Origin of the sequence: Streptomyces sp. NPDC058650, assembly GCF_042717315.1 — a bacterium.
GTDB lineage: Bacteria > Actinomycetota > Actinomycetes > Streptomycetales > Streptomycetaceae > Streptomyces.
The window spans coordinates 169,540-192,432 of sequence record NZ_JBHXRL010000003.1; the positions used below are offsets into that span (position 1 = coordinate 169,540).

The 22,893-nt window shown below is 73.1% G+C and carries 19 protein-coding genes; 11 read left to right on the top strand and 8 right to left on the bottom strand.

Annotated elements, in window-relative coordinates:
* Positions 1-206 precede the first annotated feature (206 nt).
* The gene (locus tag ACFWWU_RS06905) at positions 207-3,131 is read right to left on the bottom strand and encodes an FAD-binding and (Fe-S)-binding domain-containing protein (protein WP_384140028.1); all 2,925 of its coding nucleotides are present in this window, start codon (positions 3,129-3,131) and stop codon (positions 207-209) included.
* Between the two features lie 39 nt (positions 3,132-3,170).
* Positions 3,171-3,659 (bottom strand): MarR family winged helix-turn-helix transcriptional regulator, encoded by a 489-nt coding sequence (locus ACFWWU_RS06910; RefSeq protein ID WP_384140031.1) that lies wholly within the window; start codon positions 3,657-3,659, stop codon positions 3,171-3,173.
* Between the two features lie 95 nt (positions 3,660-3,754).
* Here ACFWWU_RS06910 and ACFWWU_RS06915 point away from each other — a divergent pair, with 95 nt between their 5' ends.
* Both ACFWWU_RS06915 and mltG read left to right on the top strand, forming a co-directional pair.
* On the top strand, positions 3,755-5,650 hold the full coding sequence (locus tag ACFWWU_RS06915) for an ABC transporter ATP-binding protein (protein WP_384140034.1): 1,896 nt from the start codon (positions 3,755-3,757) through the stop codon (positions 5,648-5,650).
* Between the two features lie 289 nt (positions 5,651-5,939).
* Complete coding sequence (gene mltG, locus ACFWWU_RS06920) at positions 5,940-6,827, top strand: endolytic transglycosylase MltG (RefSeq protein WP_384140037.1); 888 nt, start codon at positions 5,940-5,942, stop codon at positions 6,825-6,827.
* A 138-nt stretch (positions 6,828-6,965) separates the two neighbouring features.
* Here mltG and ACFWWU_RS06925 read toward each other — a convergent pair whose 3' ends face one another.
* From ACFWWU_RS06925 to ACFWWU_RS06935, 3 genes are all read right to left on the bottom strand, one after another.
* Entirely contained in the window at positions 6,966-8,069 is a 1,104-nt protein-coding gene (locus ACFWWU_RS06925; RefSeq protein WP_384140040.1) for an NAD(P)-binding domain-containing protein, read from the bottom strand.
* A gap of 7 nt (positions 8,070-8,076) precedes the next feature.
* Entirely contained in the window at positions 8,077-9,222 is a 1,146-nt protein-coding gene (locus ACFWWU_RS06930) for an LLM class flavin-dependent oxidoreductase (RefSeq protein WP_384140043.1), read from the bottom strand.
* Between the two features lie 121 nt (positions 9,223-9,343).
* Positions 9,344-9,427, bottom strand: a complete 84-nt coding sequence (locus ACFWWU_RS06935; RefSeq protein WP_313884353.1) for a putative leader peptide — start codon at positions 9,425-9,427, stop codon at positions 9,344-9,346.
* 140 nt (positions 9,428-9,567) lie between these two features.
* On the opposite strand from ACFWWU_RS06935, the gene ACFWWU_RS06940 reads away from it, so the two are divergent.
* The 5 genes from ACFWWU_RS06940 to ACFWWU_RS06960 all read left to right on the top strand — a co-directional run bounded on the left by ACFWWU_RS06940 (position 9,568) and on the right by ACFWWU_RS06960 (position 16,185).
* Positions 9,568-10,428, top strand: coding sequence for an ABC transporter ATP-binding protein (locus ACFWWU_RS06940; protein ID WP_384140046.1), 861 nt, complete (start codon positions 9,568-9,570; stop codon positions 10,426-10,428).
* Complete coding sequence (locus tag ACFWWU_RS06945) at positions 10,425-11,402, top strand: ABC transporter substrate-binding protein (RefSeq protein ID WP_384140049.1); 978 nt, start codon at positions 10,425-10,427, stop codon at positions 11,400-11,402. The genes ACFWWU_RS06940 and ACFWWU_RS06945 overlap by 4 nt, the downstream gene beginning before the upstream one ends.
* A gap of 4 nt (positions 11,403-11,406) precedes the next feature.
* The gene (locus ACFWWU_RS06950) at positions 11,407-13,473 is read left to right on the top strand and encodes an iron ABC transporter permease (protein ID WP_384140052.1); all 2,067 of its coding nucleotides are present in this window, start codon (positions 11,407-11,409) and stop codon (positions 13,471-13,473) included.
* 125 nt (positions 13,474-13,598) lie between these two features.
* Complete coding sequence (locus ACFWWU_RS06955) at positions 13,599-14,144, top strand: FABP family protein (RefSeq protein ID WP_384140055.1); 546 nt, start codon at positions 13,599-13,601, stop codon at positions 14,142-14,144.
* Positions 14,145-14,148: 4 nt separating this feature from the next.
* Positions 14,149-16,185: a prolyl oligopeptidase family protein gene (locus tag ACFWWU_RS06960; RefSeq protein ID WP_384140058.1), complete on the top strand. Its 2,037-nt coding sequence runs from the start codon at positions 14,149-14,151 to the stop codon at positions 16,183-16,185.
* Positions 16,186-16,243: 58 nt separating this feature from the next.
* On the opposite strand, the gene ACFWWU_RS06965 is transcribed toward ACFWWU_RS06960, so the two are convergent.
* Positions 16,244-17,227: a LuxR family transcriptional regulator gene (locus tag ACFWWU_RS06965; RefSeq protein WP_384140061.1), complete on the bottom strand. Its 984-nt coding sequence runs from the start codon at positions 17,225-17,227 to the stop codon at positions 16,244-16,246.
* A gap of 171 nt (positions 17,228-17,398) precedes the next feature.
* Between ACFWWU_RS06965 and ACFWWU_RS06970 the strand changes: the two genes are divergently transcribed.
* Positions 17,399-18,814, top strand: coding sequence for an aminopeptidase P family protein (locus ACFWWU_RS06970; RefSeq protein WP_384140064.1), 1,416 nt, complete (start codon positions 17,399-17,401; stop codon positions 18,812-18,814).
* Between the two features lie 27 nt (positions 18,815-18,841).
* On the opposite strand, the gene ACFWWU_RS06975 is transcribed toward ACFWWU_RS06970, so the two are convergent.
* On the bottom strand, positions 18,842-19,807 hold the full coding sequence (locus ACFWWU_RS06975; RefSeq protein ID WP_384140067.1) for a PaaX family transcriptional regulator C-terminal domain-containing protein: 966 nt from the start codon (positions 19,805-19,807) through the stop codon (positions 18,842-18,844).
* Positions 19,804-20,427 carry a GNAT family N-acetyltransferase gene (locus ACFWWU_RS06980; RefSeq protein WP_384140070.1) on the bottom strand — a complete coding sequence of 208 codons (624 nt, stop codon included), beginning with the start codon at positions 20,425-20,427 and terminating at the stop codon, positions 19,804-19,806. The genes ACFWWU_RS06975 and ACFWWU_RS06980 overlap by 4 nt, the downstream gene beginning before the upstream one ends.
* Positions 20,428-20,563: 136 nt before the next feature.
* Between ACFWWU_RS06980 and ACFWWU_RS06985 the strand changes: the two genes are divergently transcribed.
* From ACFWWU_RS06985 to ACFWWU_RS06995, 3 genes are all read left to right on the top strand, one after another.
* Positions 20,564-21,799 (top strand): DUF418 domain-containing protein, encoded by a 1,236-nt coding sequence (locus ACFWWU_RS06985; RefSeq protein ID WP_384140073.1) that lies wholly within the window; start codon positions 20,564-20,566, stop codon positions 21,797-21,799.
* Positions 21,800-21,977: 178 nt separating this feature from the next.
* On the top strand, positions 21,978-22,367 hold the full coding sequence (locus ACFWWU_RS06990; protein ID WP_384140075.1) for an STAS domain-containing protein: 390 nt from the start codon (positions 21,978-21,980) through the stop codon (positions 22,365-22,367).
* Between the two features lie 326 nt (positions 22,368-22,693).
* On the top strand, positions 22,694-22,891 hold the full coding sequence (locus ACFWWU_RS06995) for a hypothetical protein (protein WP_384140078.1): 198 nt from the start codon (positions 22,694-22,696) through the stop codon (positions 22,889-22,891).
* Positions 22,892-22,893: the final 2 nt, after the last annotated feature.

The following is a 22,893-nucleotide window of genomic DNA, read 5'->3' on the forward strand; positions in this document are numbered from 1 at the left end:
TGAATCCCGCACAGGACCCTGGCCCCGGTGACCGACGGTGCGCAAGGGCGCGGATAGGACTCTTGCGACGGGTAGTTGGACTTTACTGTTCCGGATATCGCGTGGAGTCGTACCGTGCACCGGCCGTCACCCGAACATACGAAGGACCCCTCACCGGCCGGGGTGAGGGGTCTCTCCGGAGGGGAAGCCCGGAGGCTGACGAGGGGTCAGGGCCGGGTCGCGCGCTCCAGGGAGAGCAGCACCGACCGGTAGCTCCGGCCGGTCGCCCGGTCCATCCCGATCTCGCACATCCGGTTGGCCGACACATGCACGTCGAAGGTACGGGCCGTCACCTCGGCGGCCTCGCGGGCGGTGGCCGAGGCGGTCAGCTCGGGGTGGAGCATCCCGCGATCGCCCGCGAAGGCGCAGCAGCCCGCGTCGGCGGGGACGACGACCTCCTCGGCGCACGCCTCGGCGAGCCTGGTCAGCTGCTCCTCGTCGCCGAGGTGGCGCATGGAGCAGGTCGGATGGACGACGGCGGAGGTGACCCGTCGGCGCACGTCGAGCCGGGGGAGCAGCTCGTCGGCGGCCCAGACGAGGGAGTCGAGGACGGTGAGCTCGGCGTGCAGTTCGCGGTTGTCGTCGGTGAGGTAGGGGACGACCTCGTGCGCGATGCCGAGCGTGCACGAGGAGGCGTCGACGACGAGGGGGAGCTTTCCGCCGGCGGTCCACCCCCAAGCCGCTTCCACGATCCGGTTGGCCATCACCTTGTTGCCCCGCTCGTACCCCTTGGAGTGCCAGATGGTGGCGCAGCACGTTCCCGCCACGTCGTCGGGGATCCACACCGGTTTCCCGGCCCGCGCCGACAGAGCGACGACGGCCTCCGGCAGGGAGGGGCCGCTGGCGCCGTCGGGCCCCGCGAAGATGCGGTTGACGCAGGCGGGGTAGTAGACGGCGAAGGCGGCGGGGCGGTGGGTGCGGGGCAGGCGGCGCGCGGCGGCGCCGGGGATCTCGGGCAGCCGCGCCGGTACGAGGTCGGGGCGGACGGCCTTGCGCGCCAGGCCGGTCAGCCGCTCCAGGACCCGGTCCCCGATCCGGTCCGCGGCGGCCACGGCGAGCCGCGCCGAGGCCTCCACCGCGCGGAAGTTCTTCGCGGTGAGGGCGGCGAGCCTCTCTTCGCGGCGAGAGTGCCGCTCGTGGCGGAACTCCTTCATGAGCGCGCCCGTGTCGATGCCGACCGGGCAGGCCAGCTTGCAGGTGGAGTCGCCGGCGCAGGTGTCGACGGCGTCGTAGCCGTACGCCTCCAGGAGGCGGGCCTCGACGGCGGAGCCGTCCGGCTGGCGCATCATCTCGCGGCGCAGCACGATCCGCTGGCGCGGAGTGGTCGTCAGGTCGTGGCTGGGGCACGTCGGTTCGCAGAAGCCGCACTCGATACAGGGGTCGGCGATCGCTTCGACCTTGGGGATGGTCTTCAGGCCGCGCAGGTGGGCCTGCGGGTCGCGGTCGAGGACGATCCTGGGGGCGAGGACCCCGTCGGGGTCGATGACCTCCTTGACCCGCCACATCAGCTCGGTCGCCTTCGTGCCCCACTCCAGCTCCAGGAACGGCGCGATGTTGCGTCCGGTGGCGTGCTCGGCCTTCAGCGAGCCGTCGAACCGCTCCACGGTCAGCTTGCAGAACTCGTCCATGAAGGCCGCGTACCGCTCGACGTCGGCGGGGTTCCCGGCGTCGAAGGCGAGAAGGAAGTGGAGGTTGCCGTGGGCCGCGTGGCCGGCGACGGCCGCGTCGAAGCCGTGCCGGGACTGGAGGTCGAGCAGCTCGGCGCAGGCCTCCGCCAGCCGGTCCGGCGGCACCGCGAAGTCCTCGGTGATCAGGGTCGTCCCCGACGGCCGCGAGCCGCCGACGGCCGTCACGAACGCCTTGCGGGCCTTCCAGTAGCCGTTGATCCTCTTCGGGTCGCGGGTGAACGCGTTCTCCACGGAGGCCACCGGGGCGACCAGGTCGAGACCGGCCAGGACCGCGCCCGCCGCCCGTTCGTACGCCTCGCGCGCCGCCGCGTCCGGGGCGCGGAACTCCACCAGGAGCGCCGCCGTCTCCTTGGGCAGCTCCGCCCAGTCCGCCGGCACCCCGGAGACACTGACCGAGGCCCGCAGCGTGTTGCCGTCCATCAGCTCGACGGCGAGCGCCCCGGCCTCGTTGAACAGCGGCACGGCCGCCGCGGCGGCCGGCAGCGAAGGGAAGAAGAGCAGGGCGGTGGAGATCTCGCGGTCCAACGGGAGGGTGTCGAAGACGGTCTCGGCGATGAACCCGAAGGTGCCCTCGGAGCCGACCATCAGGCCCCGCAGGATCCGCGCCGGCGTGGAGCCGTCCAGGAAGGCGTCGAGCCGGTAGCCGTTGGTGTTCTTGATGGCGTGCTTGGCCCGGATCCGGGCCGTGAGCTCGGCGTCCGCCTCGATCTCCGCCTTCAGGGCCATCAGCCCCGCGCACAGCCTCGGCTCGGCGCGCGCGAGCTCCTCGTCGGCCGCGGGGTGGGCCGTGTCGACCACCGTCCCGGACGGCAGGACGAAGGTGAGCGAGGCCAGTGTCCGGTACGAGTTCCGGGTGGTCCCCGCGGTCATCCCCGAGGCGTTGTTGGCGACGACCCCGCCGAGCGTGCAGGCGATCGCGCTGGCCGGATCGGGCCCCAGGACCCGCCCGTGCGGCGCGAGCGCCGCGTTTGCCCGGACCACGGTGGTGCCGGGGCGGATCCGGGCGCGGGCGCCGCCGTCCAGGACCTCGACGCCCGCCCAGTGGCGGCGGACGTCGACGAGGATGTCCTCGCCCTGCGCCTGGCCGTTGAGACTGGTCCCGGCGGCCCGGAAGACGACCTCGCGGCCCTGGCCGTGCGCGTACGACAGGACGGCGGAGATGTCGTCGAGGTCCTCGGCGACCACGACGACCTGCGGGACGAAACGGTACGGGCTGGCGTCGGAGGCGTAACGGACCAGGTCGGAGAGGCCCGACAGGACCTTCTCCGCGCCGAGGAGCTCGGTCAGCTCCTCACGCAGCCGCCGCGGCGTGCCCCGCGACTGGAGATCGGGAACCCGGTCCGGCGCCGGACTCCGCTTCGTACCGGAGCGAAGGGCCTGCGGGTTCGGTTCCAGCAGCGGCATGGCACGGCTCCCCTTCGGCGCGTCCCCGTGCCCGGGGGATCAGCAGCCGCTCTCCGGGACGCGGTCGACCAGAGCGGACAGCAGACCTCCGAGCACCTCGCGCTGATCGACGGTCAATGGAGCAAGGATGTCCTCTGCGGCCGCCCGGCGCGCGCTGCGCAGCTCCCGCAGCGTGGCGCGCCCCGCGTCGGTGAGCTCGATCCGGACCACGCGGCGGTTGCTCGGATCCGGGACCCGGCGCACCCGGCCGCCCGTCTCCAGGCCGTCGACGACGCTGGTCACGGCCCTCGGGACGACTTCGAGCCGGGTCGCGAGGTCGGCCATCCGGGGCGGCTCCCCGAAGTGCGCGACCGTGCGCAGGAGCCGGGACTGCGCGGGGGTGATGCCGACCGGCGCCAAGTGGTGCTTCTGGATGCGGTGCAGGCGCCGGGTGAGCCGCAGCAACTGCTCGGCGAGGACCCCGTCGGCATCGGCGTCGGTTCCGCTGAACCGGTGGTCGGGGCCGCTCGGGAGGTCGGAGGTGCTCATGCCGGGAACAATATCAGGACCTGGTTCATTGTGAGTATAGGTAACAATGAGCTAGGGTCTTCATCGCCCGTCGAAGTCCGTCTCCCGAAGGAGCCATGCGCCCCCACGACCAGTCCGACTGGACGCCCCCGCCCCGCGACTCCGCCCAGCCCAAGGAGCCCGCACAGCTGCGGCGCATCCTGCGGCTCTTCCATCCCTACCGCGCCCGCCTGGTGCTCGTCGGCCTCCTCGTCGGCGCCGCCTCGCTGGTCTCGGTCGCCTCGCCGTTCCTGCTCAGGGAGATCCTGGACACCGCGATCCCGCAGGGCCGCACGGGGCTGCTGAGCCTCCTCGCCCTCGGCATGATCGCCACCGCCGTCCTGACCAGCGTCTTCGGCGTGCTCCAGACACTGATCTCCACCACCGTCGGCCAGCGCGTCATGCACGACCTGCGCACCGGGGTCTACGAGCAGCTCCAGCGGATGCCGCTCGCCTTCTTCACGCGCACGCGCACGGGCGAGGTCCAGTCCCGCATCGCCAACGACATCGGCGGCATGCAGGCGACCGTGACCTCCACGGCCACCTCGCTCGTCTCCAACCTCACCGCCGTCGTCGCGACCGTCGTCGCCATGCTCGCGCTCGACTGGCGGCTCACCGTCGTCTCCCTGCTCCTGCTGCCCGTCTTCGTCTGGATCAGCCGCCGCGTCGGCCGCGAGCGCAAGGCGATCACCACGCAGCGCCAGAAGCAGATGGCCGCGATGGCCGCGACCGTCACCGAGTCCCTCTCGGTGAGCGGCATCCTGCTCGGCCGCACCATGGGCCGCGCGGACTCCCTGACCAGGTCCTTCGCCGAGGAGTCCGAGCGCCTCGTCGACCTCGAAGTGCGCTCCTCCATGGCCGGACGGTGGCGCATGTCCACCATCGGCATCGTCATGGCCGCCATGCCCGCCCTGATCTACTGGGCCGCCGGCCTCGCGCTCCAGTCGGGCGGCCAGGCGATATCGCTCGGCACGCTCGTCGCCTTCGTCTCGCTCCAGCAGGGCCTCTTCCGGCCCGCCGTGAGCCTGCTCTCCACCGGCGTGCAGATGCAGACCTCGCTCGCCCTCTTCCAGCGCATCTTCGAATACCTGGACCTGCCCGTCGACATCACCGAGCCCGCCGAGCCCGTCCGGCTCGCGAAGGTCCGCGGCGAGGTGAGCTTCGAGGAGGTCGCGTTCCACTACGACCCCGAGGGCCAGGGCCGCCCGACCCTCGACGGGATCGACGTCACCGTCCCCGCCGGCGGCAGCCTGGCCGTCGTCGGCCCCACCGGCTCCGGGAAGTCCACCCTCAGCTACCTCGTCCCCCGGCTGTACGACGTCACCGGCGGCCGTGTCGCCCTCGACGGCGTCGACGTGCGGGACCTCGACTTCGACACCCTCGCCCGGGCCGTCGGCGTCGTCTCCCAGGAGACCTACCTCTTCCACGCCTCCGTCGCCGACAACCTGCGCTTCGCCAAGCCGGACGCCACCGACGAGGAGATCGAGGCCGCCGCGCGCGCCGCGCAGATCCATGACCACATCGCCTCCCTGCCCGAGGGGTACGACACCCTCGTCGGGGAGCGCGGCTACCGCTTCTCGGGCGGCGAGAAGCAGCGGCTGGCCATCGCGCGCACGATCCTGCGCGACCCGCCGGTGCTCATCCTCGACGAGGCGACCAGCGCCCTCGACACGCGCACCGAGCACGCCGTGCAGCAGGCCATCGACGCGCTCTCGGCCGGCCGGACCACCATCACCATCGCCCACCGGCTCTCCACCGTCCGCGACGCCGATCAGATCGTCGTCCTGGAGGCGGGGCGGATCTCGGAGCGCGGGACACACGAGGAGTTGCTCGCCCGGGACGGGCGGTACGCGGCCCTGGTCCGCAGGGACGCCCGGGCCGCCGTGCCGGGTGCCGACGTCACGGATGCCGCCGAAGGCGCCCCGGAAGGCGAACAAACGAACGTGGGATCGGTTGTTCCCCAGAACGTGTGATCGTGCCGGGAATCGTTGCCCAACTCCCGTACGGCATCGGAGGATTACGGAGTGCGAGCGACGGGCTGCAGACCGCGACCGCACAGTCCCACTGATGTACCAGTACGAGGAGAAGCACCACTATGAACGTCATCACCGATCTGCTCGCCGGCGTCCTCCACTTCCTGGGTTGGCTCGTCTGACGATCGCAGTGTCCGGCGCCGTCGGTTCCCCGTCCCAGGGGACCGGCGGCGCCGCCGCGTGCGCGGGGCTCCCCGGAATCCCGTACGAGGCGGGTTAGCGTGCGGCCATGACGTACCGGCAGTCGTCGCCGTCCGCACCCCCACGCCGCCCCTCACTTCCCCGGCCGCCCCGCCGCGCCCGGCTCACCCGCCGCGGCCGCCTGGCACTCCTGCTCGGCGCCGTCGTCGCCGTGGCCGCCGCGATCTCCGTCCCGCTCCTGCTGCTCCCGGGCGACAAACCGGCCGTCGAACAGCCCCGCACCCTCCTCGTCCCGGAAGGGTGGCGGTCGGGGCAGGTCTACACGGCCGTCGACCGGGCGCTCGGCCTGCCCGAGGGAACGGCGCGGAAGGCCGCGACCGTGCCGGGCGCCGCCCTCCCGATCCCCGCCGAGGCCGGCGGAAACCCGGAGGGCTACCTCTTCCCCGCCACCTATCCGGTCGTGGCCGCCACCACCCCGGAAGGCCTCCTCCGCTACATGGCGGAGACCGCGAACAAACGGTTCGGCACCGAGCGGATCGCCGAGGGCGCGCGGGCGTACGGGATGAGCGTGTACCAGGCGGTGATCGCGGCCAGCATCGTGCAGGCGGAGGCCGACAGCCCCGAGGACATGGCCAAGGTCGCCCGGGTCGTGCACAACCGGCTCGCCCGGGGCATGGCCCTCCAGATGGACTCGACGCTGAACTACGCGCTGGGCCGCAGCACCGTCGACACGACCCTGGCGGACACGAGGAGCGCCAGCCCGTACAACACGTACGAGCGGAAGGGGCTGCCGCCGACACCCATCGGGAACCCGGGCGAGGAGGCGGTGGACGCGGTGATCCGCCCGGCGGACGGGGACTGGCTGTACTTCGTCACCGTGGCCCCGGGGGACACCCGCTTCACGGCCGACTACGCGCTCCACCAGGAGAACGTGGCGGAGTTCAACGCGAACCGGCGCGCCGAACGCGCCGGCTGAGGGCCGCTCGGGCGGGTCCGAGGGCGGGGTCGGTCCGCTTGGGCCGCCTCGCGCGGGCCGGTCCGCTCAGACCGGTCCGCTCGGGCAGGTCCGCTCGGGCCGCCGGTCCGTGCGTTCCGCGGACCGGTCCGCGAAGTCTCAGGCCGTCGCGGCGGCGGGTTCGCGGGTCAATAGGCGGCGGATGTCGGTGACGGCCGCGCGGCCGGCGCGGTTGGCGCCGATCGTCGAGGCCGAGGGCCCGTAGCCGACGAGATGGACGCGCTCGTCGCGGACCGCTCGCGTGCCCTCCACCCGGATGCCGCCGCCCGGCTCCCGCAGGCGCAGCGGCGTCAGGTGGTCGATGGCGGCACGGAAGCCGGTCGCCCACAGGATGACGTCCGCGTCGACGGTCCGCCCGTCGTCCCAGGCCACCCCGGTCGGGGTGATCCGGTCGAACATCGGCAGCCGGTCCATGACGCCGCGCTCGCGCGCCGCGCGGATCGCGTCGTTGAGCGGGAGGCCGGTGACCGAGACGACGCTCTGCGGCGGCAGTCCGAGGCGTACGCGCTCCTCGACGAGCGCCACGGCCGCCCGGCCCTCGGCTTCCCCGAAGGGGCCCTCGCGGAAGACGGGCTCGCTGCGGGTCACCCAGGTCGTCGCGGCGGCGACGTCGGCGATCTCCATGAGGTGCTGGGTCCCGGAGGCCCCGCCGCCGACGACGATCACCCGCTTCCCGGCGAACTCCTCGGGGCCCGGGTAGCCGGAGGTGTGCAGCTGGCGGCCCCGGAAGGTCTCCTGCCCCTGGTACCGGGGCCAGAAGGGGCGGTCCCAGGTGCCGGTCGCGTTGATCAGGGCGCGCGGGGCGTACACGCCCTCGGAGGTCTCGACGAGCAGCCGCCCGCCGTCGCCTTCGTGGACGGCGGTGACGTCGACGGGCCGGTGGACCCGCAGGTCGAAGGTCCGCTCGTACGTGTCGAAGTACGCGCCGATCACCTCCGAGGAGGGGCGCGCCGGGTCGGCGCCGGTCAGCTCCATGCCGGGCAGCGCGTGCATGCCGTGCACCTTCCCGTACGTGAGGGACGGCCACCGGAACTGCCAGGCGCCGCCCGCGTGCGGGGCGTGGTCGAGCACGACGAAGTCCCGGTCCGGCTCCATGCCGGCGCGCCGCAGGTGGAAGGCGGCCGAGAGGCCCGCCTGTCCGGCGCCGATGACGACGACGTCCACGGATGTGGCCTGGACCGCTGCTCCATCGAATTCGTTCACGGTTCTACTAACTCTGCGGGGGTCGGAGATCTTCCCGCCGGGCGACGAGCCCGCGCGCCACGAGCTCCGGCGTCACACCCTCGCCGAACCAGTACGCCTCCTCCAGGTGCGGGTAGCCCGACAGGACGAAATGCTCCACGCCCAGGTCGTGGTACTCCTCGATCCGGTCGGCGACGTCGGTGTGGCTGCCGACCAGCGCGGTTCCGGCCCCGCCCCGGACGAGGCCGACCCCCGCCCACAGGTTCGGCGAGATCTCCAGCTTGTCCCGGTCCAGGGAGCCGCCTCCGTGCAGGGCCAGCATCCGCTGCTGGCCGACGGACTCGGTGCGGCCGAGGAGCTCCTGCGCGGAGGCGACCGTCCCGGCGTCGAGGTCGGCGAGCAGTCGGTCGGCGGTCGCCCAGGCCTCCCGCGCCGAGTCGCGCGAGACCGTGTGCAGCCGGATCCCGAAGCGGACCGTGCGCCCGCGCTCCTCCGCGAGGCGACGGATCCAGTCGATCTTCTCCTTCACCTGCCACGGCGGCTCGCCCCAGGTCAGGTAGACGTCCGCGTGCTCCGCCGCGACCGGGCCCGCCGCGGCCGACGAACCGCCGAAGAAGACCTCCGGCAGCGGGTCCGGCGGCAGGGCGGTCAGCCCGCCCTCGATACGGAAGTGCTCGCCGTCGTAGTCGAACGGCCGGCCGCTCCAGACGCCCCGCACCACCGAGAGGAACTCGGCCGTGCGCGCGTAGCGCCGGTCGTGGTCGAGGCGGTCGCCGAAGCGGCGCTGCTCGGCGGAGTCGCCGCCGGTCACCACGTTGAGGAGCAGACGGCCCCGGGTGACCCGCTGGTACGTGGCCGCCATCTGTGCCGCGAGCACGGGCGAGATCACCCCCGGCCTGAACGCGACGAGGAACTTGAGGCGCTCGGTGTGCTGGGCGAGCGCGACCGTGGTCAGCCAGGCGTCCTCGCACCACGTCCCGGTCGGGGTCAGCACCGCTTCAAAGCCCAACTGCTCGGCTGCTTTGGCGATTTGGGTCAGGTAGGCGATGTCGGGGGCGCGCAGCCCCGGCACGGTCCCGTTCCGGGTGATCCCGCCGTCCGCGTAGGCGTGCCGGTCGACGAGGGTCCGGCCGTCGCCGCCGGTCGGCAGGAACCAGTGCAGGTGGACGGTCATCAGGAGGCCTTTCCGTGAACGCGTCGAGGGTGCGCCCCGGCGGCCGTGGGCGCGGAGCGGGCACGCGCGCACGACGGTCGGGGCGTCAGGGGCAGAGGGGTGAGGCGGGGGTGAAAGGGCGTCAGCGGCCGCGGCGACACGCGGCGGAGGCCACCCGCAGCAGGTCGATGTGACCGCGCGTGGTGAGCAGTGCTGAACGCAACATGGCGCGAACGTAGCCGCCCCCGTCTGCCGGGTCAACGGACGTCCCGGCGTGTGGACCTGCATGCTTGGCCGGAATTCGCCTTGCGGTCGAATCCTGGACCCCCTTTTGCCTGTCGCTAAGGTTAGGCTAACCTTCGGGACGTGCAAGCAGGTGAACAGACCTCCGCGGCCCCCGGCCCCCACGGTCATGAACTCTCGGCCATGGGTGTCACCGTGGCGTACGAAGGCGTCGACGTCGTCCACGACGCGTCCATGACGCTGCGCCCCGGCGAAGTGACCGTCCTGGTCGGCCCGAACGGCAGCGGCAAGTCCACGCTGCTGCGCACCATCGCGCGCCTCCAGCAGCCCCGGACCGCCACGCTCGTCCTCGACGGCGACACCGACGGTCTCGCGCTGAGTCCCCGTGAGTTCTCGCGCCACGTCGCCCTGCTCACCCAGGGACGCCCCACGCCCAGCGGGCTCACGGTGAGGGACGTGGTCGAGTTCGGCCGCTACCCGTACCGGGGACGCTGGGGCAAGGCCGACCCGGGCGGCAAGGAAGCGGTGGACCGCGCGCTCGTCATGACGGGCGTCACGGAACTCGCGGAGCGCGGCGCCGAGCACCTCTCCGGCGGCCAGCTCCAGCGCGTCTGGCTCGCCGGCTGCCTCGCGCAGCAGACGGGCGTGCTGCTGCTCGACGAACCCACGACCTACCTCGACCTCCGGTACCAGGTCGAACTCCTCGACCTCATGCGCGACCTGGCGGACGACCACGGCATCGCCGTCGGCGCCGTCCTCCACGACCTCGATCAGGCCGCGGCCGTCGCCGACCGGATCGTCCTGCTCGACGCGGGACGGGTCGTCGCGGACGGCGACCCCGAGGACGTACTGACTCCCGAGCGGCTGACCGGCACGTACGGCATCCGTATCGAAGTGGACACCGATCCACTCACCGGCAGGCTGCGCACCCGTGCGATAGGCCGCCACCACTCGCGAAGCGAAAGGCTCAGCACCACATCATGAGACGACTTCTCCTCACCGCGGCGGCCGCCACCACCGCGGCCCTCGCCCTGTCCGCCTGCGGCACCACCGAGCCCGCCGCCGACGACGCGAAGAAGAGCACCGAGCGCATCACCCTCACCGACTCCACGGGCGAGAAGGTCGAGCTCGACGGCCCCGCCAAGAAGGTCGTCGGGACCGAGTGGAACGTCGTCGAGCACCTGATCACGCTGGGCGTCGACCCGGTCGGCGTCGCCGACGTCAAGGGCTACAAGACCTGGGACACCGCCGTCCCGCTCAAGAACGAGCCGAAGGACATCGGCACCCGCGGCGAGCCCAGCGTGGAGACCGTCGCCGCCCTGAAGCCCGACCTCATCGTCGCCACCACCGACCTGCCGCCGGCCGCCGTGAAGCAGCTGCGCAAGGTCGCCCCGGTCCTGACGCTGAAGGCCGCCGACGCCGCCGACCCGATCGGCCGGATGAACGCGGACCTCGACGCCATCGCCAAGGCCACCGGCACCACGCAGAAGTCCGAGGAGCTGAAGAAGCAGTTCCAGGCCAAGCTCGACGAGGGCAAGAAGAAGCTCGCCGACGCCGGCCTCGCCGGGACGAAGTACGCCTTCGCCGACGGCTACGTGATGTCCAACCAGGTCTCGATCCGCCCCTACACCAGCGGTTCGCTGATCGGCGCGGTCAACGAGAAGCTCGGCCTGAAGAACGCCTGGACCGTCAAGGGCGACCCGGCCTACGGCCTCGGCGCCACCGACGTCGAGGGCCTCACCAAGCTCGGTGACGTGCAGTTCGCCTACGTCGGCAACGACGGCGACGCCGGCAGCACCCCGTTCACCGGTGTCCTCGCCAAGGACAAGGTGTGGACGTCCCTGCCGTTCGTCAAGAAGGGCAACGTGCACCGTCTGCCCGACGGCATCTGGATGTTCGGCGGCCCCCAGTCGATGAGCACGTACGTCGACTCCGTCGTCACCGCGCTGACGAAGTAACACCATGGCCGTCACCGCAACCACCCCCGCCACCCGTCCGCCGACGGCCACGTCCCGGACGGGCGCGGCCCCGGTGACGGCCGCCCTGGTCCTCCTCGTCGCGGCCCTCGCGCTCGTGGACATCACGCAAGGCACGGCCGCGGTCGGCGCGCCCGAGGTGTGGAAGGCGTTCACGGGCCAGGCCGATCCGGCCGACGCGTCCGTCGTCATCGCCTCCCGCCTGCCGAGGATGACCGCCGGCCTCCTGGTCGGCGCCGTCCTCGGCATCGCGGGCGCCGCCCTCCAGGCCGTCAGCCGCAACGTCCTCGCCTCGCCCGACACCCTCGCCGTCAACGCGGGCTCCTACTTCGCGCTCGGCCTCGGCGCCGCCTTCGGCCTCTCGCTCCCGCTGTTCGCCTCCTCCGCCCTCGCCTTTGTCGGCGGTCTCGCGGCGGCGGCCGTCGTCCTCGCCCTCTCGGGCCTGGGCGCCGGAACGGTCCGGCTCGTCCTCGCCGGCAGCGCCCTCACCCTCGGCCTCACCGCCGTCACCGAGGGCCTGCTCCTGCTGTTCCCCCGGCAGACCGAGGGCCTCTACAACTGGAACCAGGGCAGCATCGGCCAGAACGGCTTCGACGGCGTCCTGCAGATGGCCCCGATCGCCGTCATCGGCCTCGTCGGGCTGCTGCTCCTGGCCCGCCGGGTCGACGCCCTCGCCCTCGGCGACGACGCCGCCCGCGGCCTCGGCGTGCCCGTGCGCGCCACCCGGGTCACCGCCGTCGTCCTCGCCGCCCTGCTCTCCACGGCCGCCGTCACCCTCGCGGGACCCGTCGGCTACGTCGGCCTCTGCGCCCCCGCGCTCATCCGGCCCCTCGCCCGCAGGTTCCGGGGCTTCACCACCTCGCGCGGCTTCCTGCCCGCCGCCGGACTCACCGGTGCCGCCCTCGTGCTCGGCTCCGACGTCCTGCTGCGCGCCCTCGTACCGGCGGACGTGGCCGTCTCCGTGCCCACCGGCGTCGTCACCAGCCTCGTCGGCGCCGTCTTCCTGATCGTCATGGCCACCCGCGTCCGGGACACGGCCGGAGCCACCGCCACCGAGCGGCTCCGCATCAGGAGCAGGGCCCGCTTCCTCACCGTCACCGCCGTCCTGGCGGCCGTGGTGATCGCCGTCGCCGTCGCCGGCGTACTCCTCGGCGACAGCAAGCTGCTCCTCGGCGACGTCGTGAACTGGGCCCAGGGACAGGCCGGCCGGACCGTCACCTTCGTCCTCGACACCCGGGTGCCCCGCGTCCTCGCCGCCCTCTTCGCGGGCGCCGCGCTCGCCCTGGCCGGCACCCTCGTCCAGGCCGTCACCCGCAACCCGCTCGCCGAACCCGGCATCCTGGGCGTCTCCGGCGGCGCCGCGCTCGGCGCCGTACTCCTCGTGACGACCGTGCCCCTGGCCGGTTCGTGGGGCATGGCCGGCGCCGCGTTCGCCGGCGCCGCAGCCAGCTCCGTCCTCGTCTTCGGACTGGCCGCGCGGGGCGGGTTCCAGCAGAACCGGCTCGTCCTCGTCGGCTTCGGCGTCGCCATCGCCGCCTCCGCCCTGATCAGCCTCCTGATCATCCTCACCGACCCGTTCAACGCGACGAAGGCCCTCACCTGGCTGTCGGGCTCCACCTACGGGCGGTCCCTGCCCGACGTGGTCCCCCTCAGCGCGGTCCTCGCCGTGGGCGCGGCCGTCGCGTTCGCCCGGCGCACCGAACTCGACCTCGTCTCGCTCGACGAGGACACCCCGCGCCTCCTCGGCCTCGGCCTGGGACGCGCACGCCTCGGCTTCCTCGCCCTCGCCGTCCTGCTCACCGCCACCGCCGTGGCCGCCGCCGGCACGATCGGCTTCGTGGGACTCGTGGCACCGCACGCGGCGCGCGCCCTCGTCGGCCGTCAGCACGCCCGCGTCGTCCCGGTCGCGGTGCTCCTCGGCGCCGTCCTCGTCTGCACCGCGGACCTGGTGGGCCGTACCGTCATCGCCCCGGCCCAGCTCGGCGCCGGCCTCATGACGGCCGTGATCGGCACCCCGTACTTCCTCTACCTGCTGATACGCAGCCGGGGTTAGCCACGGGCAGGAGCGCGCCGGTCGCGGGCGGGGGAACCGCGACCGGCGGGCCGAAGACCTGAGAGGCGCCCAGGGCAGGGCCTAAGCTGCCATCCGGCACAGGCCCCGACCCAGGAGCGCACCTCATGTTCAGCGACCGGAAGCACCCCTACCCCGACGCCCCGCGAGCCGACGCGGCGCCCGCCCCGCACGCGCTCCTGGCGCCGGTGACCGGTCTCCTGGGCACCTGGGTCGGCCGCGGCCGCGGCTCGTACCCGACGCTCGCGGAGGAGTTCACGTACGAGCAGGAGGTCACCTTCAGCCACGACGGGCGCCCCTTCCTCCACTACGCGGCCCGCGCCTGGATCGTCGACGTCGACGGCACCCCGCTGCGGCCCGCCGCCCGGGAGAGCGGCTGGTGGCGGATGCAGCCCGACGGTCGCGTCGAAGCGCTGATCACCCAGCCCACCGGCATCGCGGAGATCCTCGTCGGCGGCGCCGCCGACGGCGCGGTCGACCTCACCACCCATCAGGTGGCGCTCACCCCCACGGCCAAGGAGGTCACCGCCACCCGCCGCCGCTACACCCTGACGGACGAGGACACGCTCGACTTCCGCCACGACCTCGCGGCGGTCGGACAGCCGCTCCAGTACCACCTTTCGGCACACCTCCGACGCGAGAACGGGAACTGAGTCCATGCAGCAGCGTGTGAGCGACGCCGATCCGTACCTGTGGCTGGAGGACGTGTCGGGCGAGGCGGCGCTGGCCTGGGTGGCCGAGCGGAACGCCGAGACGGCCGACGCCCTGGCCGCGGACCCGGCGTTCGCCCCGCTCAAGGAGCGCCTGCGCGAGGTGATGGACGCCGCCGACCGCATCCCGTACACCGTCCGGCGCGGCGCGCACCTCTACAACTTCTGGCGCGACGCCGAGCACGTGCGGGGCGTGTGGCGGCGCACCACCCTGGAGCAGTACCGCAAGGACGCCCCCGAGTGGGAGGTCCTCCTCGATGTCGACGCGCTCGCCGCGGCCGAGGACGAGAAGTGGGTCTGGGACGGGGCCCGCGTACGCCGGCCCGACCACGACCGGGCGCTGGTGCGGCTGTCGCGCGACGGCGGGGACGCCGTGGTGGTCCGGGAGTTCGACCTCGGCACCCGGCGGTTCGTCGAGGACGGCTTCCGGGTGGCGGAGGCCAAGACACGGACCGGCTGGATCGACGACGACACCGTCTTCGTCGGTACGGACACGGGGCCCGGCTCACTGACCGACTCCGGCTACCCGCGGCAGGTCCGCAGGTGGCGGCGGGGCACCCCGGTGGAGGAGGCCGAGCTCGTCTACGAGGCCGGGCAGGGGGACGTGTCGGCCTGGGGATACCGCGACGACACCCCCGGTTTCGAGCGGGACTTCGTCGGCCGCGCCCTCGACTTCTTCCGCAGCGAGACCTACCTCCTGCGGCCCGACTCCACGCTCGTCAGGATCGACGTCCCCGAGGACGCCGTCGCGTACGCCCACCGCCGGCATCTGATCGTCTCCCTGAAGTCCGACTGGCTCGGGCAGCCGACGGGATCCCTCCTCGCCTTCGACTTCGACGCCTTCCTGGCGGGCGACCGCACCCCCGAGGTGCTGTTCGCCCCGGACGAGCGGACGGCCCTGGCCGGGCACGCGTGGACCCGTCGCCATCTGATCCTGGAGACGATGCACGACGTCAGCACCCGCATCGAGGTCCTCACCCCCGACCCCGACGGCGGCTGGACCCGCGAACCGCTCGTCGGCGTACCGGAGCTGTCCGCCGTCAGCGTCGTCGACACCGACCCCGACGTCTCCGACGAGTACTTCCTCGACGTGTCGGGATTCCTCCAGCCCTCCACCCTGTACCGCGGGAGCGTCGGAGCCGACACGGAACTCCTCAAGCAGGCCCCGGACCGCTTCTCCACCGCCGGACTGACGGTGGAGCAGCACTTCGCGACCTCCCGGGACGGCACGAGCGTCCCGTACTTCGTCATCGGCCCCGACCACGCCGCCACCGGCCCCGGCCCCACGCTGCTCTACGGCTACGGCGGCTTCGAGGTCTCCCTGACGCCCTACTACGGCTCCGTGACGGGCCGGGCGTGGCTGGAGCGCGGCGGCACGTACGTGATCGCGAACATCCGGGGCGGCGGCGAGTACGGACCGGACTGGCACCAGGCCGCGCTGGGCGCGGACCGGCCGCGGGCCTTCGAGGACTTCGCGGCCGTCGCCGAGGACCTCGTCGCGCGGGGCATCACCACCCCGGCCATGCTCGGCGCCTCCGGCGGCAGCAACGGCGGCCTGCTCATGGGCGCGATGCTGACCCGTCACCCCGAACTGTTCGGCGCGATCGTCGCGCAGGTGCCCCTGCTCGACATGACCCGCTTCCACAAGCTCCTCGCGGGCGCGTCCTGGATCGCCGAGTACGGGGACCCCGACGACGAGGCCGATCTGCCGCACCTCCGCGACATCTCCCCGTACCACCGTCTCGCGGCGGACGCGGCCTACCCGCCGGTGCTCCTGATGACCTCGACCCGCGACGACCGCGTCCACCCCGGCCACGCCCGCAAGACGGCGGCGCGGCTGCGGGAACTCGGCCATCCGGTGCTGTTCCACGAGAACACCGGCGGCGGACACGCGGGCGCCGGCGACAACGAACAGGCCGCGCACAACAGCGCCCTCGTGCACACCTTCCTGTGGCAGCGACTCGCGGGCCCGGCCACGGACTGACCGTTACGCCGTGTCCGTCGCGTACGCCGTGTCCGTCGCGCGTCGAGCGGGCCTGGCGTCACAGCCAGCCGGAGCGCTGGGCCTGCAAGGCCATCTGGAACCGGCTCGTGGCGCCGAGCCGGGCCATCAGGATCTGGATCCGCCGGAACAGCGTGCGGCGGCTGATGCCGAGCTCTCGGGCGATCACGTCGTCGCTCGCGCCGCCCGCGAGCAGCCACAGCAGGCGCCGGTCGGAGGGCGGCAGCCCGCCCGGGCGGGCGGTGTGGCCGTGGAACGGGAGAGCGTTCTGCCAGGCCTGCTCGAAGAGCGCCACGAGCGCCGAGAGCAGGCCGCAGGGCTGCACGACCAGCATCGTGTTGTGGACGTCGGCCTCCTTGATCGACAGCGACACGAGCGCGTACGCGTCGTCGATGATCACCAACTTGACCGGCACCGACGGCAGGACCCGCGCCTGCTCGCCGGCCTCGACGCAGGGCTCGATGGCCGACTCCAGATTGCCCGGCAGCTCCAGCGACTCCCGTGAGTACACGACGCGTTGCGTCACTCCGCGGGCGAGGGTGGCCAGCGCGTCCTCGGTGGCGCCGGGCAGGGGGAAGTACGGCGGGGAGTCGAGCTGGCGGATCTGGTGACGGGCACTGGCCCAGGCCTGACGCATCCGGAGCCCGATCGCCTCGCCCGTGACGATCTCCACGAGGTGGTCGGTCTCGCCGGCGAGCCGCTGCCTGCGGAACGACTCGAACGCGCCCCCGACGGTGATGCGGGACTCGTCGAGCTCGGCCGCCCGGTGCCGGCCGAGGATCTCCAGGCCCGCGGCGGGCGGAACGGGCGCCACGACGTCCTCTCCCTCCGCGGCGGCGCTCGCGAGGCCGGCGTCGACGAGGTCGCCGTACGCCGCCGAGAGCGCCGCGCCCTCCAGACCGGCCGCCGCACCGATCGCGCTGAGCGGCGCGGGTGCCAGATCGAGGAGTGCCAGGTAGACCCGGACCGCGTCGTGACCGATCCCGAGCAGCCGGAGGGCCTCACCGAGTTTCGCGTTCGCCATGGGCCGCATTATCGACGGCCCGGTGCTTCTTCCGCACCCATGGGCGAGGCGCCCGATGGCCGATCTGTGCCACTGGCGGTCCTGGGCACCCGGCGGGCGTTCGGCGCAGTACTGTCCGTGAGCCGCCGATGACCGGTGGCCGAGGAACCCTCCGAGAAGAAGGTGCATCGCATGGCGAAGCGTCGCAAGAACGGGCTCTACGACGGCGTCTCCGCGGAGCTCTCCGCTCTGATGCGGACGGGCTGGGCCGACACCGAGCGCCACGGCCTGGAGGCCGACGAGCAGGCCCCGTACGCGGCCGCCCGCCGCGCGGCCCTCTCGGCCCTCTTCCCCGGCGAGCGCCTGGTGATCCCGTCGGGCAACCTCAAGACCCGCTCGAACGACGACACCTACCCGTTCCGCCCGTACACCGGGTACGTGCACATGACCGGCGACCAGGCCCGCGACGGCGCCCTCGTGCTCGAACCCCGCGCGGACGGCGGCCACGACGCGTACTGCTACCAGCTGCCCCGGGACAGCCGGGACAACGACGAGTTCTGGATCGGCTACACGGCGGAGCTGTGGATGGGCCGGCGCCGTTCGCTCGCCGAGTCGGAGATCGTCCTCGGTCTGCCCTGCCGCGACGTCCGCACGATCGCCGCGGACCTGGCCGCCGCCTCCACCGAGGTCCCCACCCGGATCGTGCGCGGTCACGACCCGGCCCTGGAGGCCGCCGTCACCACCGACGAGGACCGCGACTACGAGCTGGAGGAGGCGCTCAGCGACCTCAGGCTCGTCAAGGACGACTGGGAGATCGGCGAGATGTGCAAGGCGGTGGACTCCACCGTGCGCGGCTTCACCGACTGCGTCTCCGAGCTGTCCCGGGCGATCGCCACGTCCGAGCGGTGGATCGAGGGCACCTTCTTCCGCCGCGCGCGCCTGGAGGGCAACGCCCTCGGCTACGGCTCGATCTGCGCCGCCGGCGAGCACGCCACGATCATGCACTGGACGGACAACGACGGACCGGTCCGCCCCGGCGAGCTGCTCCTGCTCGACGCCGGCGTGGAGACGAACTCCCTCTACACCGCCGACGTCACCCGCACCCTCCCGATCAGCGGCACCTTCAACGAGGTGCAGCGCAGGGTGTACGACGCGGTGTACGAGGCCCAGGAGGCCGGCATCGCCGCCGTCAAGCCGGGCGCCCGGTACCGCGACTTCCACGAGGCGTCCCAGCGCAGCATGACGGCGAAGCTGGTCGAGTGGGGCTTCATCGAGGGCCCCGTCGACCGGGCGTACGAGCTCGGCCTCCAGCGCCGCTTCACCATGGCGGGCACCGGCCACATGCTCGGCCTGGACGTCCACGACTGCGCGCACGCGCGGAACGAGGAGTACGTCGACGGCCTCCTGGAGCCGGGCATGGTGCTCACGGTCGAGCCGGGCCTGTACTTCCAGCCGGACGACCTGACCGTGCCCGAGGAGTGGCGCGGCATCGGCGTCCGGATCGAGGACGACCTGGTCGTCAACGAGAACGGCAACGAGAACCTCTCCGCCGGCCTGCCGCGCTCCTCGGCCGAGGTCGAGGCGTGGATGGCGGAGTTCGCGGGCTGATCCGACGGCCGAGCCGCAACGGCCCCCCTACCCCGCGAAGTCCTCGTAGAGGACGAAGAGACGGGGGAGGGGGGCGCTGTCGTCCGGGGCGTGCTGTACGAGTGCGGCCCAGGCGGTCGCCATGAGGTGCCGGGCCCGCGTGCCGGGCCAGGGCTGGGGGAGGAGCTCGGCGGGCAGGAGCGGGTCGGGTGTCATCGCGTACGAGAAGGCCGCGGCGAGCCGGATCGCGAGGCTCAGACGCTCGGCGGACGTGAGGGGTTCCGGGCGGTCGGGTCCGTCGGGTCCGTCGGGTCCGTCGGTGCCTTCGAGGCGGTCGCTGCGTTCGGGTCGGTCGGGTCGGTCGCCTCGTTCGAGGCGTTCGAGGCGTTCGAGGCAGGAGCCGGCGAAGGCGGCGAGGGCGTCGTGGCGGGCCGCGATCCCGTCCAGGGGCCAGAGCGAGGCGGCGAGCGCCCGCGGTTCGGCGACCCCGCCGATGCTGAGGTCCGTGCTGGTCAGGCAGGTCAGCGAGGCGGCTACGCCGAGTTCCTCGGCCCGGGCTTCGACGAGCGGCTCGATCGGGTGGGCGCAGACGTACAGGCCGCCGTGGAGCGGGGCGGCCCCCAGGTGGAGCAGGGTGTCGCGGAGCGCGTCGCGGGCGGCCCGCTCGGACTCGGGGACGGCGAAGGCGAAGAGGTGCCACACGCCGTCCCACGGGGCGAGGCCGTGGTCCTGCCGGTAGGCGAGGCGGACGTGGGCGGCGTCCGGGGCGATCGCGCCGGTGGCGTCGGCGACCGCGCGGAGGACCGCCTTGCGTCCGCGGCCCTCGTGGGTGAACCGCCCCTCGGCGACGAGCCGCTTCAGGCAGAGCCGGACCTGCTGGTCGGTCATGCCGAGGAGACCCGCCACCGTGTAGAGCTCGCCGGCGTCCACGGTGCCGTCCTCACGGACGAGGGCATGGACGAGCGTGCGCGTCGGGACGGGAGCGAGGTCGGGGATGCCGTCGGCCGGGATCATCGCGCCTCCCGGCCGGGGGACGCGTCGGCCGCCGTGACCGGCCGGTGCATGGTGGTGACGGCGCCGAAGCCCATCAACTCGCGCAGGTACGGCGTCCGCTCGGTGTGGACGGCGACGAAGCCGTGCCGTTCGTAGAGGGCGCGGGCCCGCGGGTTCACGTCGATGACGTCGAGCCGGATCCGGCGGCTGCCCGCCTCGGCGGCCACGGCCGTGATCTCGCGCAGCAGCATCGTGCCGATGCCCGCGCCGCGGTGCCCGGGGGCGACGGCGATGCCGTCCATCACGAGCTCGCCGGGCGCGGGGCTCCGCTCAAGGAGCGCCAGCAGGGCCACCCGGTGCAGTCCGCGCAGCACGCCGTACGCCGACAGGACGTCCCCCGCACCGCCGCCCAGCAGGCCGCGCCCGCCGAGTCGGTACCCGGCCACGCCGGCCACCTCGCCGTCGACGAGGACGGTGACGGCCCGGTCGTGGTGGAGATGGGCGGTCAGGAACGCGCGGGCCTTGTCGGGCGGGTTGAGCGCGGCGCCGAGTTTCCGCCCGAACGCCTCCCAGTACAGGGCGGCGACGCGCGCCGCACCGTCCTCCGGTACGCCCCGGCGTACCACCGTCGTCGCGTTCATCGGGCACCTCGTTCGTCGCGGGTCGGGTCTGTACCCCTTGCCTGATCGAGTCTATAACGTTCATTCTTGATACGAGCGTTTCTGATTCGATAGTTTTGATGGATGGCTTTACGCCCCGCCCGTTCCGGAGGAGCCCGTGACCACCACACCCGACGCCGTGACCGATCACCCGGCCGGCACCTCGACCGCCCCGACCGCCCGGGCCGGCCCACGGCTCGCCCACGTCGACGCCCTGCGCGGATTCGCGCTCCAGGGCATCCTCATCGTCAACATCGGCTACCTGGCCTCCGCTTACCACGGGACCGGGATCGAGGACCCCGGATTCGACTCGCCGCTCGACGCGGCCGTCCGGTGGTTCGTCGCCGTGTTCTTCGAGGCCAAGTTCTTCCTGCTGTTCTCGTTCCTCTTCGGCTACAGCTTCACCCTCCAGCTGGACTCCGCCGAGCGGAGCGGCGCCTCCTTCGCCCCGCGCTTCCTGCGGCGCCTGGCCGGACTCTTCGTGCTCGGCGCGCTCCACGCCGTCCTCCTCTTCCCCGGAGACATCCTCACCACGTACGCGGTCCTCGGCCTCGTCCTGCTCGCCGCCCGACGGCTCCGGCCCCGTACCGCCGTCCGTACCGCCGTCGTCCTCTTCACCGTCACGGCGGCGGCGTACGTCCTCCTCGCGCTGGCCGTGCACGCGGCGGGCGGCGGGGGAGTGGACCCCGGTGCGGCGGCCGGTGCCGAGCGGGCCGCCGAGGCGCTGCGCGGCGGGCCCTCATCCGTGCTCGGGGCCCATCTGGACCAGCTGCCCGACGTGGCGTTCCTGCTCGTCTTCTTCCAGGCCCCGGCCGCGCTGGCCGCCTTCCTCCTCGGCCTCGCCGCCGGGCGTGGCCGGGTTCTCGGAGACCTCGCCGGTCACCGCCGCACCCTGGTCCGGCTCCAGTGGGCGGGCTTCACGGTCGGACTGCTCGGCGGCCTGGTGTACGCCCACGCGAGCCTGGTGCATCCCGGTGGGGCCTACCAGTTCCTGGCCCTCGGGATCGACGTCGTCACGGCCCCGCTACTGGCCGCCGCGTACGCCGCGACCGTCCTCCGGCTCGCCGTGGGGCGGCACGGCGAGCGGACGACCGCCGTGCTCGGGCCCGTGGGGAGCATGACCCTGACCGGTTACCTCACCCAGTCCCTCGTCTGTGCCCTGCTGTTCACCGGCTACGGCACCGCCCTGGTGGGCCGGGTGCCGCCGCCGGGCGTCCTCGCGATCGCGATCGCGCTCTTCGCCGTGCAGGCCGCCGGGGCGCGATGGTGGCTTCGCCGGTACCGGTACGGACCGCTCGAATGGCTGCTGCGGGGATGGGCGACGCTGACCCGGCCGCCCCTGCGGCGCCCCTGAGCCCCGCGGGAGCCGGGTGGGTTCGTTCGCCCGCGCGTTCGGAAGTGTGGGGGTCGGTGGCTCCGAGCGGCCCGCGTATTCACCGGTTCAGGTGACAGGTGTCGAGGCGAAACGTCCCTCCCGGCGCGGACGCGGCCACGCTCGACGGGACACATGGACCCACCCTGTGGAGCGTCCGATGCAGCTGATTCCCCGTCACGACCCGCACCTCGTCGTCCGCTCGACCGGCGGACTCACCGTCGCCGTGCTCCGCGGTGAGCTCGATCTCGTCCTGGTGCGGCACCTGCGGCCCGAGCTCGACGCCCTCGTCCGGGAGTCCGAGGCTCTGACCGTCGACATCCGCGGGCTCACCTTCTGCGACGCCACCGGTCTTGGCCTGCTCGCCCACTGCGCCGGGCGGGTCCAGGCGCGGGGCGCCCGCTGGCGGCTGTTATGCGACCAGCCGTGGATCCTCCGGCTCATCCGCCTGACGGCGCTCGGCGAGCTCCTCCGCCCCGAGGCCACGGCGCCCGGCGACCACCCGGGAGCCACGGTGCCCCGGGGGCCCGGCCTTCCGAGCCAGGGGTGACGAGCCCTACGAGTACGGGGCGCGCCCTGCGCGACGAGCACGTACGGGCACGGGGCGCGCCCTGTGAGCGGAGTGACGAACGTGGCGATCGCCCTCCGGACGGTACTCCGAGACCGCTTCCGCGGCCTGTCTCCCGGACCGCCGCGATACCGCCGCGGCATGTCTGAAGTCCGGTTGACCACGCCCTCCTTCCTCGTGCTCGGCATCATCGACCAGCTGGGCGAGGCCAGTCCGTACGACGTGAAGGTCGAGGCCGCGCGCACCATGGCCCCCTGCGCGGTGCCTCGTCCTGCCGCTCGCGATCGTCCTCGTCGGCCTCTTCGCGGTTGAGCCTGCTGAACGGCGGAACCCTCCAGGCCGTCCACGGCGGCCCCCTGTTCCTCGCCCTGTTCAGCCTCGGCTGGGTCGCCACCCTCGGGCTGCTCGCCCTCGTCGCCGGCCTGTTCACGACCGGCGTCGCGGGCCGCCTGCTCCTGTCGAGGGCGAACGCGGGGCAGCGAGGCGGGCCCCGGCTCCGGCCGTAGGC

Bases quoted from the DNA above. Each gene is read 5' to 3' on its own strand.
- ACFWWU_RS06905 (WP_384140028.1), bottom strand. From the start codon at position 3,131: ATGCCGCTGCTGGAACCGAACCCGCAGGCCCTTCGCTCCGGTACGAAG.
- ACFWWU_RS06910 (WP_384140031.1), bottom strand. From the start codon at position 3,659: ATGAGCACCTCCGACCTCCCGAGCGGCCCCGACCACCGGTTCAGCGGA.
- ACFWWU_RS06915 (WP_384140034.1), top strand. From the start codon at position 3,755: ATGCGCCCCCACGACCAGTCCGACTGGACGCCCCCGCCCCGCGACTCC.
- mltG (WP_384140037.1), top strand. From the start codon at position 5,940: ATGACGTACCGGCAGTCGTCGCCGTCCGCACCCCCACGCCGCCCCTCA.
- ACFWWU_RS06930 (WP_384140043.1), bottom strand. From the start codon at position 9,222: ATGACCGTCCACCTGCACTGGTTCCTGCCGACCGGCGGCGACGGCCGG.
- ACFWWU_RS06935 (WP_313884353.1), bottom strand. From the start codon at position 9,427: ATGTTGCGTTCAGCACTGCTCACCACGCGCGGTCACATCGACCTGCTG.
- ACFWWU_RS06945 (WP_384140049.1), top strand. From the start codon at position 10,425: ATGAGACGACTTCTCCTCACCGCGGCGGCCGCCACCACCGCGGCCCTC.
- ACFWWU_RS06950 (WP_384140052.1), top strand. From the start codon at position 11,407: ATGGCCGTCACCGCAACCACCCCCGCCACCCGTCCGCCGACGGCCACG.
- ACFWWU_RS06955 (WP_384140055.1), top strand. From the start codon at position 13,599: ATGTTCAGCGACCGGAAGCACCCCTACCCCGACGCCCCGCGAGCCGAC.
- ACFWWU_RS06960 (WP_384140058.1), top strand. From the start codon at position 14,149: ATGCAGCAGCGTGTGAGCGACGCCGATCCGTACCTGTGGCTGGAGGAC.
- ACFWWU_RS06965 (WP_384140061.1), bottom strand. From the start codon at position 17,227: ATGGCGAACGCGAAACTCGGTGAGGCCCTCCGGCTGCTCGGGATCGGT.
- ACFWWU_RS06970 (WP_384140064.1), top strand. From the start codon at position 17,399: ATGGCGAAGCGTCGCAAGAACGGGCTCTACGACGGCGTCTCCGCGGAG.
- ACFWWU_RS06975 (WP_384140067.1), bottom strand. From the start codon at position 19,807: ATGATCCCGGCCGACGGCATCCCCGACCTCGCTCCCGTCCCGACGCGC.
- ACFWWU_RS06980 (WP_384140070.1), bottom strand. From the start codon at position 20,427: ATGAACGCGACGACGGTGGTACGCCGGGGCGTACCGGAGGACGGTGCG.
- ACFWWU_RS06990 (WP_384140075.1), top strand. From the start codon at position 21,978: ATGCAGCTGATTCCCCGTCACGACCCGCACCTCGTCGTCCGCTCGACC.